The sequence below is a fragment of the Klebsiella sp. 2680 genome (assembly GCF_900198535.1).
In the GTDB taxonomy this organism is placed as follows: Bacteria; Pseudomonadota; Gammaproteobacteria; order Enterobacterales; family Enterobacteriaceae; genus Klebsiella; species Klebsiella indica.
This window is the reverse complement of sequence record NZ_FZNJ01000004.1, coordinates 110,148-125,149: the sequence shown is the minus strand read 5'-3', so window position 1 is coordinate 125,149 and position 15,002 is coordinate 110,148. Positions and strand designations below refer to the sequence as shown.

The window sequence follows — 15,002 nt, the reverse complement described above, 5'->3', positions numbered from 1 at the left end:
GGGGGAGTGCAAGCGACGATAATTCAGGCGGTTGGAAGCGTAACGCGGATAACCCGGAGTCGGCGCTGCTGCGTCTTGTCCGGGCTACCCGAAACCGTAGGCCGGATAAGCGTAGCGCCATCCGGCAAACAGTCTGGTACGATCTTTACAGCGCGGCGATAACCGCCTGCTGCTCAATCAGCTTCGCTTTCGCTTCCGCGTAGCCTTCCAGTTTCTCACGCTCTTTGGCGATCACCGCTTCCGGCGCGCGGGCGACAAAACCTTCGTTCGCCAGTTTGCCCGAAATACGGCCAATTTCCGCTTCGACCTTCGCCACTTCTTTCGCCAGACGCGCCAGCTCGGCTTCTTTGTCGATAAGACCGGCCATCGGGATCAGCAGTTCGGCTCCGTCGATGATTTTGGTCACGGAAACCGGCCCTTTGTCATCGGCTGGCAGCACGGTGATGCTTTCCAGACGCGCCAGGTTCAGCAGGAAGCTGCGGTTGTCGTTGACGCGACGAATCGCCGCCTCGCTGCAACCACGCAGCAGCAGCGCCAGCGGTTTACCCGGCGCGATGTTCATTTCCGCACGGATGTTACGCACCGCAACGATCGCCTGCTTCAGCCATTCGGTATCGGCCAGTGCGGCTTCATCCACCTGGGAGGCATCGTACTGCGGGAACGGCTGTAGCATGATGGTGTCGGCGGTAATGCCGGAAATCACTTTCACACGCTGCCAGATGGTTTCGGTGATGAACGGGATGATCGGGTGCGCCAGGCGCAGCAGACCTTCCAGCACGGTGACCAGCGTGTTGCGGGTGCCGCGCAGTTCTGCTTCAGAGCCGCCGTTCATGACCGGCTTGGTCAGCTCCAGATACCAGTCGCAGAACTGGTTCCAGGTGAACTCGTACAGAATGCCCGCTGCGATATCGAAGCGGAAGCTGTCCAGCGCTTCGCGGTACGCTTTGATGGTCTGATTGAATTCCGCCAGGATCCAGCGATCCGCCAGCGACAGAGTCATCTCGCCGCCGTTGAAGCCGCAATCCTGATCTTCGGTATTCATCAGCACAAAGCGGCTGGCGTTCCACAGCTTATTACAGAAGTTACGGTAGCCTTCCAGACGCTTCATATCCCAGTTGATGTCGCGGCCGGTAGAGGCCAGCGCCGCCAGGGTGAAGCGCAGAGCGTCGGTGCCGTGCGGCTCAATACCGTTCGGGAACTGCTTCTCAGTACGTTTGGCGATTTTTTCCGCCAGCTGCGGCTGCATCATATTGCCGGTACGTTTTTCCAGCAGCTCCGGCAGGGAAATACCGTCAACCATATCCAGCGGGTCGATAACGTTACCCTTGGATTTGGACATTTTCTGCCCTTCGTCATCGCGAATCAGACCGGTCATATAGACGGTCTTGAACGGCACCTGCGGCTTGCCGTTTTCATCTTTGATGAAGTGCATGGTCATCATGATCATGCGGGCAATCCAGAAGAAGATAATGTCGAAACCGGAGACCATCACGCTGGTGGGGTGGAACTGACGCAGCGCGTCGGTGTTTTCCGGCCAGCCGAGCGTCGAGAAGGTCCACAGCGCGGAGGAGAACCAGGTGTCCAGTACGTCGTCGTCCTGGCGCAGGGCAACGTCGGCGCTCAGGTTGTTTTCCTGACGCACTTCGTCTTCGCTGCGGCCAACGTAGACGTTGCCGTCGTTGTCATACCATGCCGGGATGCGATGGCCCCACCACAGCTGACGGGAGATACACCAGTCCTGAATATCGCGCATCCAGGAGAAGTACATGTTTTCGTACTGTTTTGGCACGAACTGGATGTCGCCGTTCTCAACCGCTTCCACCGCCGGTTTTGCCAGCACGTCGGCACGCACGTACCACTGGTCGGTCAGCATCGGTTCGATAACCACGCCGCCGCGGTCGCCGTACGGTACGGTCAGATCGTGCGGTTTAATCTCTTCCAGCAGGCCGAGGGCATCGATAGCGGCAACCACCGCTTTACGTGCGGCAAAGCGCTCCAGCTTCTGGAATTCCGCCGGAATGTCGCTGGAGTAGACGTCGGACTCTTCGCCTTTGGTGTCATACACTTCCGCAGTTTCGCGGATATCGCCATCAAAGGTGAAGATGTTGATCATTGGCAGGGCATGACGACGGCCCACTTCATAGTCGTTAAAGTCGTGCGCCGGGGTGATCTTCACACAGCCGGTGCCTTTTTCCATATCGGCATGTTCATCACCGACGATCGGAATGCGGCGGTCAACCAGCGGCAGAATGACGTATTTGCCGATCAGGTCTTTATAGCGCGGATCTTCCGGGTTGACGGCCACACCGGTATCGCCCAGCAGGGTTTCCGGACGGGTGGTGGCGACCACCAGGTAATCTTTACCGTCTGCGGTTTTCGCACCGTCAGCCAGCGGGTAGCGGATGTGCCACATGGAGCCTTTGGACTCGCGGTTTTCCACTTCCAGGTCAGAGATAGCGGTGCGCAGTTTCGGGTCCCAGTTGACCAGACGCTTGCCGCGGTAGATCAGATCTTCTTTGTACAGGCGGACAAACACTTCTTTCACCGCGTTGGACAGGCCTTCGTCCATGGTGAAGCGCTCGCGCGCCCAGTCTACGGAGTTACCCAGACGGCGCATCTGACGGGTAATGGTGCCGCCGGATTCCGCTTTCCACTGCCAGATTTTGTCGATGAAGGCATTACGCCCGTAATCATGGCGGGTTTTACCCTCTTCGGCGGCAATTTTGCGCTCAACCACCATCTGGGTTGCGATCCCCGCGTGGTCGGTACCGACCTGCCACAGGGTGTTTTTACCCTGCATGCGCTGGTAGCGGATCAGGGTATCCATAATGGTTTGCTGAAAGGCATGACCCATATGCAAACTGCCGGTGACGTTCGGCGGCGGGATCATGATGCAGAAGCTTTCCTGGCTTTCGTCGCCATTGGGTTTGAAATAGCCCTGCTTTTCCCAGTGCTCGTAAAGCGGCTGTTCGATATCTTGGGGGTTGTATGTCTTTTCCATTATTTCCAGGTTGCCGTGTTCAGGTTGAAACCAGCCATGCGGTACGCTTTATAGCGTTCGCGCGCCAGTTGCTTCAAAGAATCTTCATAGGGGACGAAGTCTATCACTTCTGTGAAAGCGGTGGCAAAATCTGCAAAGTTTAGCCGCAGGCTGATCAGAATATCCCGCGGGCTGCTGTTGCGTTTCTGCGGCCAGGCGATCTCCACTGGCGCACCGCCTGCAGGGCCTTCTCCCGACAGATTATGTGGGACAAAACTCTCCGGCGGTCTTGCCCACAGCGCTTCATCCAGGCGGATAGCCTGTTGGTCGTCTTCACAGGCAATCAGCACGCGTTTACCACTGCGCCAACGTTCTGCGGCAATGTCGCACACCAGTTGTTCAACGGCGCTCAGGCCATCAACGATGGTGTCATTGTCCAGAATATAGAACGTTGCATTCTTCATATATGGGGCTTCTTGTTGTGGATTTAAATGCAAAGCCGGGTGGCGCTACGCTTACCCGGCCTACAAACGGCATTTTTCCGTAGGCCCGGTAAGCGTAGCGCCACCGGGCATCAGACGGCAATCACTCTTCGCCGTTAAAACCCGCACGACTGAGCAGGAACTGCGACAGCAACGCCACCGGACGGCCGGTGGCGCCTTTGGCTTTGCCGGAACGCCATGCGGTGCCGGCGATATCCAGGTGCGCCCAGTTGTACTTACGGGTAAAGCGCGACAGGAAGCAGCCCGCGGTAATTGCCCCGCCAGGACGGCCGCCGATGTTCGCCATATCTGCAAAGTTAGACTCTAGCTGTTCCTGGAACTCATCGCCCAGCGGCAAGCGCCATGCGCGATCGCCCGCCAGTTCGGATGCGCCAATGAGCTCATGGGCCAGCGGATTATGATTCGACATCAGGCCGGTGATATGGTGGCCAAGCGCAATCACGCACGCGCCGGTCAGCGTCGCCACGTCGATAACCGTTTCCGGCTCGAAACGCTCAACGTAGGTCAGCACATCGCATAGCACCAGGCGCCCTTCGGCATCGGTGTTCAGCACTTCAACCGTCTGGCCGGACATGGTGGTCAGCACGTCGCCCGGACGATACGCTCGCCCGCCCGGCATGTTTTCACACCCGGCCAGTACGCCGACGACGTTCAACGGCAACTGGAGCTCGGCGACCATACGCATCACGCCGTACACCGCCGCCGCGCCGCACATATCGTACTTCATCTCATCCATACCTTCGGCAGGCTTGATGGAGATGCCGCCGGAGTCAAAGGTCAGCCCTTTGCCCACCAGCACGATCGGCCGTGCGTCTTCCGACGGGTTGCCTTTGTATTCGATCACCGACATCAGCGATTCGTTCTGCGAACCGTGACCGACCGCCAGGTAAGCGTGCATCCCCAGCTCTTTCATCTGCTGTTCGCCGATGACGCGGGTGATGACGTTCTTGCTGTAGCTGTCGGCCAGCTGGCGCGCCTGGGAGGCCAGGTAGGCTGCATTGCAGATATTCGGCGGCATATTGCCGAGATCTTTCGCCGCTTTAATCCCGGCGGCAATCGCCAGACCGTGCTGGATCGCACGCTCGCCGCTGGTCAGTTCCCGACGGGTCGGCACGTTAAAGACCATTTTACGCAGCGGGCGGCGCGGCTCGCTCTTGTTGGTCTTCAGTTGATCAAAGCTGTACAGCGTCTCTTTGGCCGTTTCGACAGCCTGGCGCACTTTCCAGTAGTTGTTGCGGCCTTTGACGTGCAGTTCGGTCAGGAAGCAGACCGCTTCCATTGAGCCGGTGTCATTCAGCGTATTGATGGTTTTCTGAATGACCTGTTTGTACTGTCGCTCGTCCAGCTCACGCTCTTTACCGCAGCCGATGAGCAGAATGCGCTCCGACAAAATATTCGGCACATGGTGCAGCAATAATGTCTGGCCAGGCTTGCCTTCCAGTTCGCCGCGACGCAGCAGGGCACTGATATAACCATCGCTAATTTTGTCGAGTTGTTCGGCGATGGGGGAGAGCCGACGCGGTTCAAAGACGCCAACTACGATGCAGGCGCTCCGCTGCTTCTCCGGGCTACCGCTTTTTACACTGAACTCCATGCACTATGCTCCTGAATCTTAAAGACAACAGTGGTCGCTACAGATATACTCGTCGTCTTTCACGTTGCAGATGCGTTGGCTGCGCCTGCTCACCTCAGTCACTTACCTGATGTAAGCGCCGGAGCTTCACAGTCTTTGCCGCCTGCCTGCAACTCGAAATCCATAGAGTACAGAAATTGAAAGCTTTCGTAACTCATGTCCGCTGTTGTGGTGACTTCATGTTAATCTTAACGTTATTACGGCTTTGGTTCGTCAGAAAAGATCCTGATACGCGGAACCAGCGAGTCATTTAATCTTAGCGATGTTTTCGACGACCAAAGAGAATAAATGACGTTTAAGCCATGAAACAAGCAATTTTCCTGCAATAAAACGGGTTTTTACGGGCGTATTTATAGTGTTAATCATAAGATATCTGGTTCGTGAGACGCTGAAAAGCCAGTTGGCGATCTTGTTCATCCTGCTACTCATTTTCTTCTGTCAGAAACTGGTCAGGATCCTTGGCGCCGCTGTTGATGGCGATATCCCGACGAATCTGGTGCTCTCACTGTTGGGGCTGGGCGTACCTGAAATGGCGCAGCTCATTCTGCCCCTGAGTTTGTTTCTCGGGCTGCTAATGACGCTGGGTAAACTGTATACCGAAAGTGAAATTACGGTGATGCACGCCTGCGGCTTGAGTAAAGCCGTGCTGGTGAAAGCCGCGATGATCCTTGCACTATTTACCGGCATCATCGCGGCGGTTAACGTCATGTGGGCCGGGCCCTGGTCGTCCCGCCATCAGGATGAAGTGCTGGCGGAAGCGAAAGCGAATCCCGGTATGGCTGCGCTGGCCCAGGGGCAGTTCCAGCAGGCCAGCGACGGCAGCGCGGTACTGTTTATCGAAAATGTCAAAGGCAACCATTTCAGCGATGTCTTCCTGGCACAACTCCGTCCCAAAGGTAACGCCCGTCCTTCGGTGGTGGTCGCGGACACCGGCGAACTGACATTGCGTAAAGACGGCTCGCAGGTGGTCACCATGAATCAGGGCACGCGCTTTGAAGGGACCGCGATGCTGAGAGATTTCCGCATCACCGACTTTAAAAATTATCAGGCGATTATCGGCCATCAGGCGGTGGCATCCGATCCTAACGATACTGAACAGATGGACATGCGTACGTTATGGCGTACTGATACCGATCGTGCCCGGGCGGAGCTGCACTGGCGTTTCACGCTGGTGGCGACGGTGTTCATCATGGCGCTGATGGTTGTGCCGCTCAGCGTGGTGAATCCGCGTCAGGGCCGCGTGCTATCGATGTTGCCCGCGATGCTGCTGTATCTGGTGTTCTTCCTGCTGCAGACGTCGATTAAATCGAACGGCGGTAAAGGAAAAATGGATCCGATGATCTGGATGTGGGGAGTCAATCTGCTCTATTTCGCATTGGCCGTGCTGTTGAACCTGTGGGATACGGTGCCGATGCGCCGCTTCCGTGCCCGTTTTAATAAAGGAGCGGTGTAATGCAGGCGTTTGGCGTACTTGACCGTTATATCGGTAAGACGATCTTCAATACCATCATGATGACGCTGTTCATGCTGGTCTCCCTCTCGGGCATCATCAAATTTGTCGATCAGTTGAAAAAAGCGGGGCAGGGTAACTACGATGCGCTGGGCGCGGGGATTTACACGATCCTTAGCGTGCCGAAAGATATCCAGATATTCTTTCCGATGGCGGCGCTGCTTGGCGCGCTGCTGGGGTTGGGGATGCTGGCCCAGCGCAGCGAACTGGTGGTGATGCAGGCTTCCGGTTTTACCCGTTTTCAGGTTGCGCTGTCGGTAATGAAAACCGCGATCCCGCTGGTATTGCTGACTATGGCTATGGGTGAATGGGTTGCGCCGCAGGGTGAGCAGATGGCGCGTAACTACCGTGCTCAACAGATGTATGGCGGTTCCCTGCTTTCCACTCAGCAGGGGCTGTGGGCGAAAGACGGCAATAACTTTGTTTATATTGAACGGGTAAAAGGTGCCGATGAGCTCGGCGGCGTGAGTATTTACGCTTTTAACGACCAGCGTCGTTTACAGTCGGTTCGCTATGCCGCTTCAGCGAAATTTGATACCGAGAACAAGCTCTGGCACTTGTCGCAGGTGGATGAATCCGATCTTACCAACCCGAAACAGGTGACCGGTACCCAGAGGGTCAGCGGGACCTGGAAAACCAATCTGACGCCGGATAAACTGGGCGTGGTGGCGCTGGACCCGGATGCGCTGTCGATCAGCGGTCTGTATAACTATGTCAACTATCTGCGGTCCAGCGGTCAGGATCCGGGGCGTTATCAGCTCAATATGTGGAGCAAAATCTTCCAGCCGCTGTCGGTGGCGGTGATGATGCTGATGGCCCTGTCATTTATCTTTGGCCCGCTGCGTAGCGTGCCGATGGGGATCAGGGTGGTTACCGGGATCAGCTTCGGTTTTATCTTCTATGTGCTGGACCAGATTTTTGGCCCGTTAACCCTGGTATACGGTATTCCGCCGATTATCGGCGCGTTGTTGCCGAGCGCCAGCTTCTTTTTGCTGAGCCTCTGGTTGATGATGCGTAAATCCTGATGTAATACACCCTCTTTCTGATGTCGAAAGGGGCGTTTTATCGCCCCTTCCTGTCTGACACGTTTCCTTGTATTTCCCGGTTTGCCGCACGACCGCGCCAGGGGCCAGCAAATCACCTACGCGGTGTGTTCGCTTCAGGCACAGTGATGTTGAAGTAACGCTATGCTCTGCTCGATTTCACGACGAATATCATCCTCACTCCAGGTCATCAATGCCGGTGAGAAGGGCTCGAACGCATACACGCCCTGATAGCCGCGCGCTTCCAGATTTTTGACCTGTTCGCAGCTGTGCAATTTGTCTTTCGTTGTCAACATGATCCGTTCGTTATCGGTAAGCGTTTCGCGAGGACGAGTATCCTCAACGCCAGAAAGATGTACCAGGCCGATTTCGCTGACATTGACCTGCGCGAACTCCTCTTCTGCCTGCGGATAAAGATGATGGTGGAAGGTATCGATCAGTAACTTGAACGGTACGCGTGCGTCGTGGATGAGTGTCTGCGCTTGCGCGGAGGAGCGCAGAGAACTTTGCGGAAAGCCGAGCGGTTCGACCAACCCCTGAATATCGTAAGAAGCGAATAATGGTGCCAGATCGCGTAGTGCGTTGAGCGTTTCGCTTTCCGGAACCGCGGTACCATCGTTTAGCGGACACAGTACCAATGATTTTGCACCGACGGCTTTCGCCTCTTTTAGTAACGACGCCGTCAGGCTGCGAACCTCTTCGGTACGACAGTTGAACGGGTAGACCGCGTTGATGGTAACTATTTCAATATGGTAGTGCTCAGCGAGCTTGCGAACCTCTTGAGCACTGAGATCATCAGTCACCTTTCCGCTGGGAAGGTCATTACGTAGCTCAACCTTATTTAACCCCAGGCTGTTCACCAGACGGAAGAAGGCTTCAATGCTGAGTGAGGGGGCAATCTTACGATTGACGCAGAAACGTTGCGATGCGATAGCCATTTTGATTCTCCTGAAACAGTAGGGTCCGGGTTCGTTCGATTACCGCATAATCAAAACATTTATTCCAAAAATGGCAACGTGTGAAATGATGGGTTTTTGAACCGGATCGCAATATGAGTGTCTGTTGCGTTTTTGTTACTACCGTTCGCCGATTCCTGTCATATCTCATCTCTTTTCGTGACTGTTTAGCCTGCGAAGTGACATTTTCTTACAGGAAAATGCGACTCTCATCACCAAAATAGAATTTCATTATAGATGAATATTGAAATATTAATTTCATTTTACTACGGTTATAGCATAGCAGATCCAGCAATGGGCCGTACTGCGTTGGCCCCGATACTCCATACTATGAGGCGAAAGCATGACTATCACAGGAAACTTTATTGGCGGGCAGACCGTTACCAGCAGCAGCAATAAAACGATACCGGTTTTTGACCCCGCGACGGGCAAAGTGGTCCGCGAAGTCACGTTATCGACCGCCCAGGAAGTGTCTGACGCCATTCAGGTTGCTCGGGATGCTTTTGAGGGCTGGTCGCGTACCACGCCGCTGCGCCGCGCTCGCGTGATGTTCAATTTTAAAATGTTGCTTGAACAGCATGCCGAAGAGCTGGCAGGGATTATTGTCAGCGAGCACGGTAAAGTCTTTTCAGACGCAATGGGTGAGCTGACCCGTGGCATGGAAGTTGTTGAATTTGCCTGCGGTATTCCGCACCTCATCAAGGGGGAATTCTCCTCGGATGTGGGGACCAGTGTTGACAGCTATTCCCTGATGCAGCCGCTGGGTGTGGTGGCGGGCATTACGCCATTTAACTTCCCTGCGATGGTGCCGATGTGGATGTTCCCGCTGGCGCTGGCTTGTGGAAATAGCTTTGTTCTTAAGCCGCCTGCGCTGGCGCCGACCGCCGCTGTACGTCTGGCGGAACTGCTGAAAGAAGCGGGCCTGCCGGATGGCGTCTTTAACGTGGTGCACTGCAGCAATGAAGACGCTGAACAGCTGTATAAGGACCCGCGTATTGCGGCGGTAAGCTTTGTAGGATCTTCCGGCGTGGCGGAGCATATTTATAAAACCGCCAGCGCGTATGGTAAGCGGGTTCAGGCATTCGGCGCGGCGAAAAACCACGCGATTGTTATGCCGGACGCGGATCTTGATGCCACCGTTAACGCCATTATGGGCGGCGCATTCGGCTCAGCAGGCGAACGCTGCATGGCGCTGCCGGTCGTGGTGGCTGTGGGTGATGAAACGGCTGACAAGCTGATCGCACGTCTGAAACCGTTGGTGGAAGCCCTGAAAGTCGGCCCGGGATGTATGCGCGGCAAAGAAGAGAACGAGATGGGACCGGTTGTTTCCGATACTCATCAGAAGAAAGTGCTAGGGTATATTGATAAAGGGGCCAGCGAAGGGGCGACGCTGGTTGTTGACGGACGTAAGCTGCGGGTAGCCGGGTTTGAAGAGGGGTACTACGTCGGCGGAACGCTGTTTGATAACGTTACCCCAGAGATGACTATCTGGCGCGAAGAGATTTTTGGCCCGGTGCTGGGGATTGTCCGCGTGGCGGATTACCACAGCGCGCTGGAGCTGGTGAATAGCCATGAGTTTGGCAACGGCAGCGCCGTCTTTACCAGCAACGGGCACACCGCACGCGAATTTGTACATGATGTTCAGGCCGGAATGGTTGGGGTCAACGTCCCTGTTCCTGTTCCAATGGCCTTCCATAGCTTTGGCGGTTGGAAACGCTCCGTATTTGGCGCACTGAACGTGCATGGGCCGGATGGGGTACGTTTCTACACGCGTATGAAAACCGCCACCGTCCGCTGGCCGCAAGGGCAGCAAACTGTATCTGAGTTCAGTATGCCGACGTTAGGCTAATCGGCGAAGGAGAACGCCATGTCTTTACTGGCTAAAGCGAAACAAGAAGGGCAAATCCAGCACATCACCCCGCAAAGCGCGGGGTGGAAATATATCGGTTTTGATGTCTGGATGTTAAAGAAAGGGCAAACCATTACGCTGGATAGCGGCGATCGCGAACTGTGCCTGGTGCTGGTTGCCGGGCTGGCTTCGGTAAAAACCACGAAAGCTGACTTTCCGAATCTTGGTCAGCGGATGTCGCCGTTTGAGCGCACGCCGCCATGGTCAGTCTACGTGCCGCCGCAGGATAAAGTCGAAGTGACGGCGGATTCTGACCTTGAGCTGGCCGTATGCAGCGCGCCGGGCAAAGGTACGCTTCCTGCGCGAGTCATCTCCCCGCAGGATGTGGGCGTGGAGCATCGCGGTAAAGGCCGCAATCAGCGTCTGGTGCATAATATTCTGCCGGATAACGTGCAGGCGGATTGCCTGCTGGTGGTGGAAGTGTACACCGATGAGGGCGCGACCAGCTCATGGCCATCGCATAAGCATGATACGGCGCTGCCGGGTCAGGAAACCCAACTGGAAGAAACCTATTATCATCGTTTCGATCCGCCGCAGGGTTTTGCGTTTCAGCGTGTTTACACTGATGACCGCAGTCTGGATGCCTGCATGGCCCCTTATAACCACGATGTGGTCATGGTGCCGCGCGGTTATCATCCGGTGGCAGCGATTGCGGGTTATGACAGTTATTATCTGAACGTTATGGCGGGCCCGGATCGTAAATGGCTGTTTACCTGGGAAGACGATCACGCGTGGATCAACAGCCCTGAATATCCCCGTCACGGCGAATAGTTGTTGATGATGAATTACTGATATTACTGATATTACTGATATTACTGATATTACTGATGACGAAAAGGCCGATTAGCGATGCTAACCGGCCTTAAATTTTGCAATAGTGCCCGTATTCTGTGCCGGATGGCGGCTGGACGGGCAGACACAACGCGCAGCCCAGGGAAAACCAAAAAATTAAGCCTGCTGCTTCGCTTCTGCCTCCTGGCTGCTATTCAGCGCCAGAGAGACCGCCAGCGTCTGAGCCAGACACAGGGAGGCCACCTGAGAACGGAAACCATCAACCTGCGCCTCGCGTACCACAAAACAGACATCGCTGAAGGCCGCCAGCGGGCTGACCTGACTGTCGGTAATCGCTATCTGTCGGGCTTTGCGTTGTGCCCCCAGTTCCACCAGTTCGACGACTTCACGCGCATAGGGGGAGAAGCTTACCGCGATGACAACGTCCTTCTGGCTCACAAGGCTGAGCTGTTCGGTGAACATCCCGCCGAGGCCGTCAATCAGGAACGCTTTGCGGTCCAGATGGCGCAGGGCGTAGGTCAGATAGGAGGCGACGCTAAAGGAGCGACGCAGGCCAATCACGTAAATGTTTTCCGCCTCTGCCAGCAGCGCCACCGCGCGCTGTAGCTCATCGCCGGAAGTCTGCATTGCCAGCTGCTGTAACGCCTGTGTGTTGACCATCGTAAACATATTCAGGATTTCGGTCGGCGTTTCCGGCGGGCTGGAGTCATCTGTGGTGGTCTGGCGGAACAGACGCGCACGTTCAGTATAGTTAGCGGTCTCCTCCATCAGATGCTGTTTAAACATCTGCTTCATTTCATTAAAGCCGCTAAAACCAAAGGCATTAGCGAAACGAATCAGTGTTGAAGGCGGGACATCTGCCTGCTGCGCGATAGAGGCCACGGTGTCGAAAGCGACGCTATTACTGTTATCCAGAATATAACGGGCTACCTGCTTCAGGCGTTTACTTAATGTGTCGTAGCGACGCCTGATTTCATCCTGCAAGATGGTAAGTTGAGTCGGATTATTGGCCATAGATTGCGCTCTGAAAAAAGAAAAGGAATATAATTTCCAGTGTATCAAATGAAGCGAATTTTTCATTCACTTCGCTGAAATTCTCGGCTTATTTCGTGAAGATCCAGAAAAAAAGCCCGCATCTTCAGGAGAGGATGCGGGCCGGTTCAGAATCAGCCGCGGGCTTCGCGCCAGTAGCCGATGAGCGTGAGGTAGTTGTGTTTCACTTCTTCAATCAGTGCCTCGTCGGTCAGTTCTCCTTGCATCCAGCGGCGTGAAGGCTGGCCAAAGATGGTGCGACCAACGGCAAAGCCTTTGATCATTGGATGCTTCGCGGCTTCGGCAAAACCGGCGCGCAGGCGATCCGATGGCGCATCCAGGCCGAGGATCAGTATCCCACGACACCAGCTATCTTCACGTTCAATCAGCTTGCTGATCCTCTCCCATTCAGCGCTCGACAGCGGCGGCAGCTTCCACCAGTCCGGCTGAATACCCAACTGATAGAAGTGTTCCAGCATATCGTGGTAATGGCGTTCATCGTTATCCGGGCCGTTCTCCGGCAGGATAATTTCCAGCAGTAGTTCATGACCCGACTTGTTGCACGCCTGCCAGACCTCCAGCAGCAGCGCGTCCTGCTCGGCGCGCAGTTCTGCGGGATCGGCCGGATGGTAGAAGACCAGACATTTCACCACATGCTCCAGCGGCCAGTCGATCAGTTGGGAACCGATGTTGCCATGCTCCAGACGTAGCGGACGTGAGCTCGGCATTTCGATCGGACGACCAATCCACCAGCCTTTACCGGTGATGGCATTGAGTGAACTCTGACCGTAGGTGCCATCGGCGAGGATACCGCTGCGTCCATCAAGTCCGGCTTCTTTCGCGGCGGCTTCCGCGGCGGCCAGCAGCAACAGCTTCAGAGGTGGAATGCAGGATTCATCGCGCCCGGTTTCCAGTGCCAGATCCGCCAGTTGTTTACGGTGGTCAAAGGCGAAGATACACAGCTCAGGCCATGCCTGACGGCGGCTGGTGACACGATGGAGATGGTTGAGGCGCGCGTCGACATCCGGACGCGGGACCGATTCTGCGCGCGACAGGTAGTCGTCAAGCTCGACTTTGGTTGGCATTGCCGGTGCGCAACCGTGGCGCGAGACCACCAGCGCGCCGCAGGCGTTAGCGTAACGGCAAGCCTGCTCCCAGCCTTCATCGTTAAGCCAGCCCCGCAGGAGGCCTGACATAAAGGCGTCGCCAGCGCCCAGAACGTTAAGCACCTCTACGCGCACGCCCTGGTGCAGCGGTACGCTATCCCAGCTGTCCGGAATGGCACCTTCCAGCACCACACAACCCATCGGACCGCGTTTACAAACCAGCGTCGCTTTAGTGGCATTACGCACGTTTTTCAGCGCGGTTAGCGTATCAGTGCTGCCGCCGGCAATATGGAACTCCTCTTCAGTGCCGACCACTAAATCGAACAGATGCAGCACTTCCTGGAGCTGGCTGGTTACCGGGCCGGATTCAATGAAACGCGTTTCACCATCGCCCAGCGAAGTTAAGCCCCAGAGTACCGGGCGATAATCGATGTCCAGCGCGGTACGCAGGCCGTGACGACGGGCATACTCCAGCGCTTTCAACACCGCTTCACGGGTATTGGCGTGCGAAAGGTGAGTACCGGTTACCGCCAGCGCCCGGGAAGAGGCAATATACTCTTCCTTAATATCTTCTGGCGAAAGTGCCATATCGGCGCAGTTATCGCGGTAAAAAATGAGCGGGAACGTCTCCTGATCTTTGATTCCCAGCATCACTAATGCCGTCAGGCGCTGCTTATCCGTGATCAAGTATTCCGTATCGACGCCGGCGCGGCTAAGCGTTTCACGTAAAAAACGGCCATTATGTTCGTCGCCTACGCGCGCGAGCATGGCCGATTTTAATCCCTGAATGGCGGTACCGAAGGCGACGTTGCCGGAAGAGCCTCCAAGGTATTTAGAAAAACTGGCAACATCTTCCAGCCTTGAGCCAATTTGCTGGGCGTAGAGATCGACTGCCACCCGGCCAATACAGATGACATCGAGTCGCTTTACTGCTGCATTCATAGCTAGGGTTTCCTTTTGCATTTCTGCTGTACGGAAGAGTCGGGATGCCGACAGCGTCTCCGAAAACAGCCTGAGGGTTATTGGTTCCCCTTAGTTTGAGAAATAAATATTTCATTTGCAAACTAGTTCGAAATTAAAAAACCAAAAATGTGAGGGATCTACCACTATGCCGCGCTGAGCCTCATTCCGGGATGGATCTTGCGAGGCGGCGAAAAGGCGTCCCGGACGGCGTGTGTTATTTTCTTTATCTATGATTTTTAAGGAAATATAAACGATATGGCCTCATAAACCGCGCGTCCAGCCAAATGCGGGCTGTTAATGAAACGTGTGAAATGCACGGGTAAGCATTTTATCCATAAAACTGCCGCCTTTTGTCGGCCGCTAATCTGTTGGGGTAAAATGATCCGGCGCACTCTTGCCTCTCATCCTGGCCAACCATAACATCACCGCGCCCCCGCCTGTTTCTGATGGATTTCAGACTGCTGACAAACTGCGCCGCGAGGGCATGAATCGTGGGTAGCGTGCCGTAATGGACTGGGGGTATCTATATAACTTTTTGATATTACATGTTTTTAAAGATAGGGTAAGGCGTTAGC

Annotated in this window: 10 protein-coding genes; 4 read left to right on the top strand and 6 right to left on the bottom strand. The window is 55.2% G+C overall.

The window, feature by feature from the left end:
* Positions 1-145: 145 nt before the first annotated feature.
* The 3 genes from FN037_RS17770 to pepA form a co-directional block, all read right to left on the bottom strand.
* Positions 146-3,001: a valine--tRNA ligase gene (locus tag FN037_RS17770; protein WP_142502851.1), complete on the bottom strand. Its 2,856-nt coding sequence runs from the start codon at positions 2,999-3,001 to the stop codon at positions 146-148.
* Complete coding sequence (holC, locus tag FN037_RS17765) at positions 3,001-3,444, bottom strand: DNA polymerase III subunit chi (RefSeq protein ID WP_142502850.1); 444 nt, start codon at positions 3,442-3,444, stop codon at positions 3,001-3,003. Before holC ends, FN037_RS17770 begins: the two co-directional genes overlap by 1 nt.
* Positions 3,445-3,565: 121 nt before the next feature.
* Positions 3,566-5,077 carry a leucyl aminopeptidase gene (pepA, locus tag FN037_RS17760; protein WP_142502849.1) on the bottom strand — a complete coding sequence of 504 codons (1,512 nt, stop codon included), beginning with the start codon at positions 5,075-5,077 and terminating at the stop codon, positions 3,566-3,568.
* A 394-nt stretch (positions 5,078-5,471) separates the two neighbouring features.
* Here pepA and lptF point away from each other — a divergent pair, with 394 nt between their 5' ends.
* Positions 5,472-6,569 carry an LPS export ABC transporter permease LptF gene (lptF, locus tag FN037_RS17755; protein ID WP_138361627.1) on the top strand — a complete coding sequence of 366 codons (1,098 nt, stop codon included), beginning with the start codon at positions 5,472-5,474 and terminating at the stop codon, positions 6,567-6,569.
* Positions 6,569-7,651: an LPS export ABC transporter permease LptG gene (gene lptG / locus FN037_RS17750; RefSeq protein WP_138361626.1), complete on the top strand. Its 1,083-nt coding sequence runs from the start codon at positions 6,569-6,571 to the stop codon at positions 7,649-7,651. Before lptF ends, lptG begins: the two co-directional genes overlap by 1 nt.
* 134 nt (positions 7,652-7,785) lie before the next feature.
* Here the strand turns inward: lptG and FN037_RS17745 are convergent, their stop codons facing one another.
* Positions 7,786-8,607, bottom strand: a complete 822-nt coding sequence (locus FN037_RS17745) for a TIM barrel protein (protein WP_142502848.1) — start codon at positions 8,605-8,607, stop codon at positions 7,786-7,788.
* Between the two features lie 361 nt (positions 8,608-8,968).
* Here FN037_RS17745 and FN037_RS17740 point away from each other — a divergent pair, with 361 nt between their 5' ends.
* The gene (locus FN037_RS17740; RefSeq protein ID WP_138361625.1) at positions 8,969-10,474 is read left to right on the top strand and encodes a CoA-acylating methylmalonate-semialdehyde dehydrogenase; all 1,506 of its coding nucleotides are present in this window, start codon (positions 8,969-8,971) and stop codon (positions 10,472-10,474) included.
* Between the two features lie 18 nt (positions 10,475-10,492).
* Positions 10,493-11,305, top strand: a complete 813-nt coding sequence (gene iolB, locus FN037_RS17735) for a 5-deoxy-glucuronate isomerase (protein WP_138361624.1) — start codon at positions 10,493-10,495, stop codon at positions 11,303-11,305.
* Between the two features lie 177 nt (positions 11,306-11,482).
* Here iolB and FN037_RS17730 read toward each other — a convergent pair whose 3' ends face one another.
* The gene (locus FN037_RS17730) at positions 11,483-12,340 is read right to left on the bottom strand and encodes a MurR/RpiR family transcriptional regulator (RefSeq protein WP_138361623.1); all 858 of its coding nucleotides are present in this window, start codon (positions 12,338-12,340) and stop codon (positions 11,483-11,485) included.
* A 152-nt stretch (positions 12,341-12,492) separates the two neighbouring features.
* Positions 12,493-14,406 carry a bifunctional 5-dehydro-2-deoxygluconokinase/5-dehydro-2-deoxyphosphogluconate aldolase gene (gene iolC, locus FN037_RS17725; RefSeq protein ID WP_138361622.1) on the bottom strand — a complete coding sequence of 638 codons (1,914 nt, stop codon included), beginning with the start codon at positions 14,404-14,406 and terminating at the stop codon, positions 12,493-12,495.
* Positions 14,407-15,002: the final 596 nt, after the last annotated feature.

Coding starts and splice junctions, on each gene's coding strand:
- lptG (WP_138361626.1), top strand. CDS start 6,569: ATGCAGGCGTTTGGCGTACTTGACCGTTATATCGGTAAGACGATCTTC.
- FN037_RS17730 (WP_138361623.1), bottom strand. CDS start 12,340: ATGGCCAATAATCCGACTCAACTTACCATCTTGCAGGATGAAATCAGG.
- iolB (WP_138361624.1), top strand. CDS start 10,493: ATGTCTTTACTGGCTAAAGCGAAACAAGAAGGGCAAATCCAGCACATC.
- FN037_RS17770 (WP_142502851.1), bottom strand. CDS start 3,001: ATGGAAAAGACATACAACCCCCAAGATATCGAACAGCCGCTTTACGAG.
- FN037_RS17745 (WP_142502848.1), bottom strand. CDS start 8,607: ATGGCTATCGCATCGCAACGTTTCTGCGTCAATCGTAAGATTGCCCCC.
- FN037_RS17740 (WP_138361625.1), top strand. CDS start 8,969: ATGACTATCACAGGAAACTTTATTGGCGGGCAGACCGTTACCAGCAGC.
- pepA (WP_142502849.1), bottom strand. CDS start 5,077: ATGGAGTTCAGTGTAAAAAGCGGTAGCCCGGAGAAGCAGCGGAGCGCC.
- iolC (WP_138361622.1), bottom strand. CDS start 14,406: ATGAATGCAGCAGTAAAGCGACTCGATGTCATCTGTATTGGCCGGGTG.
- holC (WP_142502850.1), bottom strand. CDS start 3,444: ATGAAGAATGCAACGTTCTATATTCTGGACAATGACACCATCGTTGAT.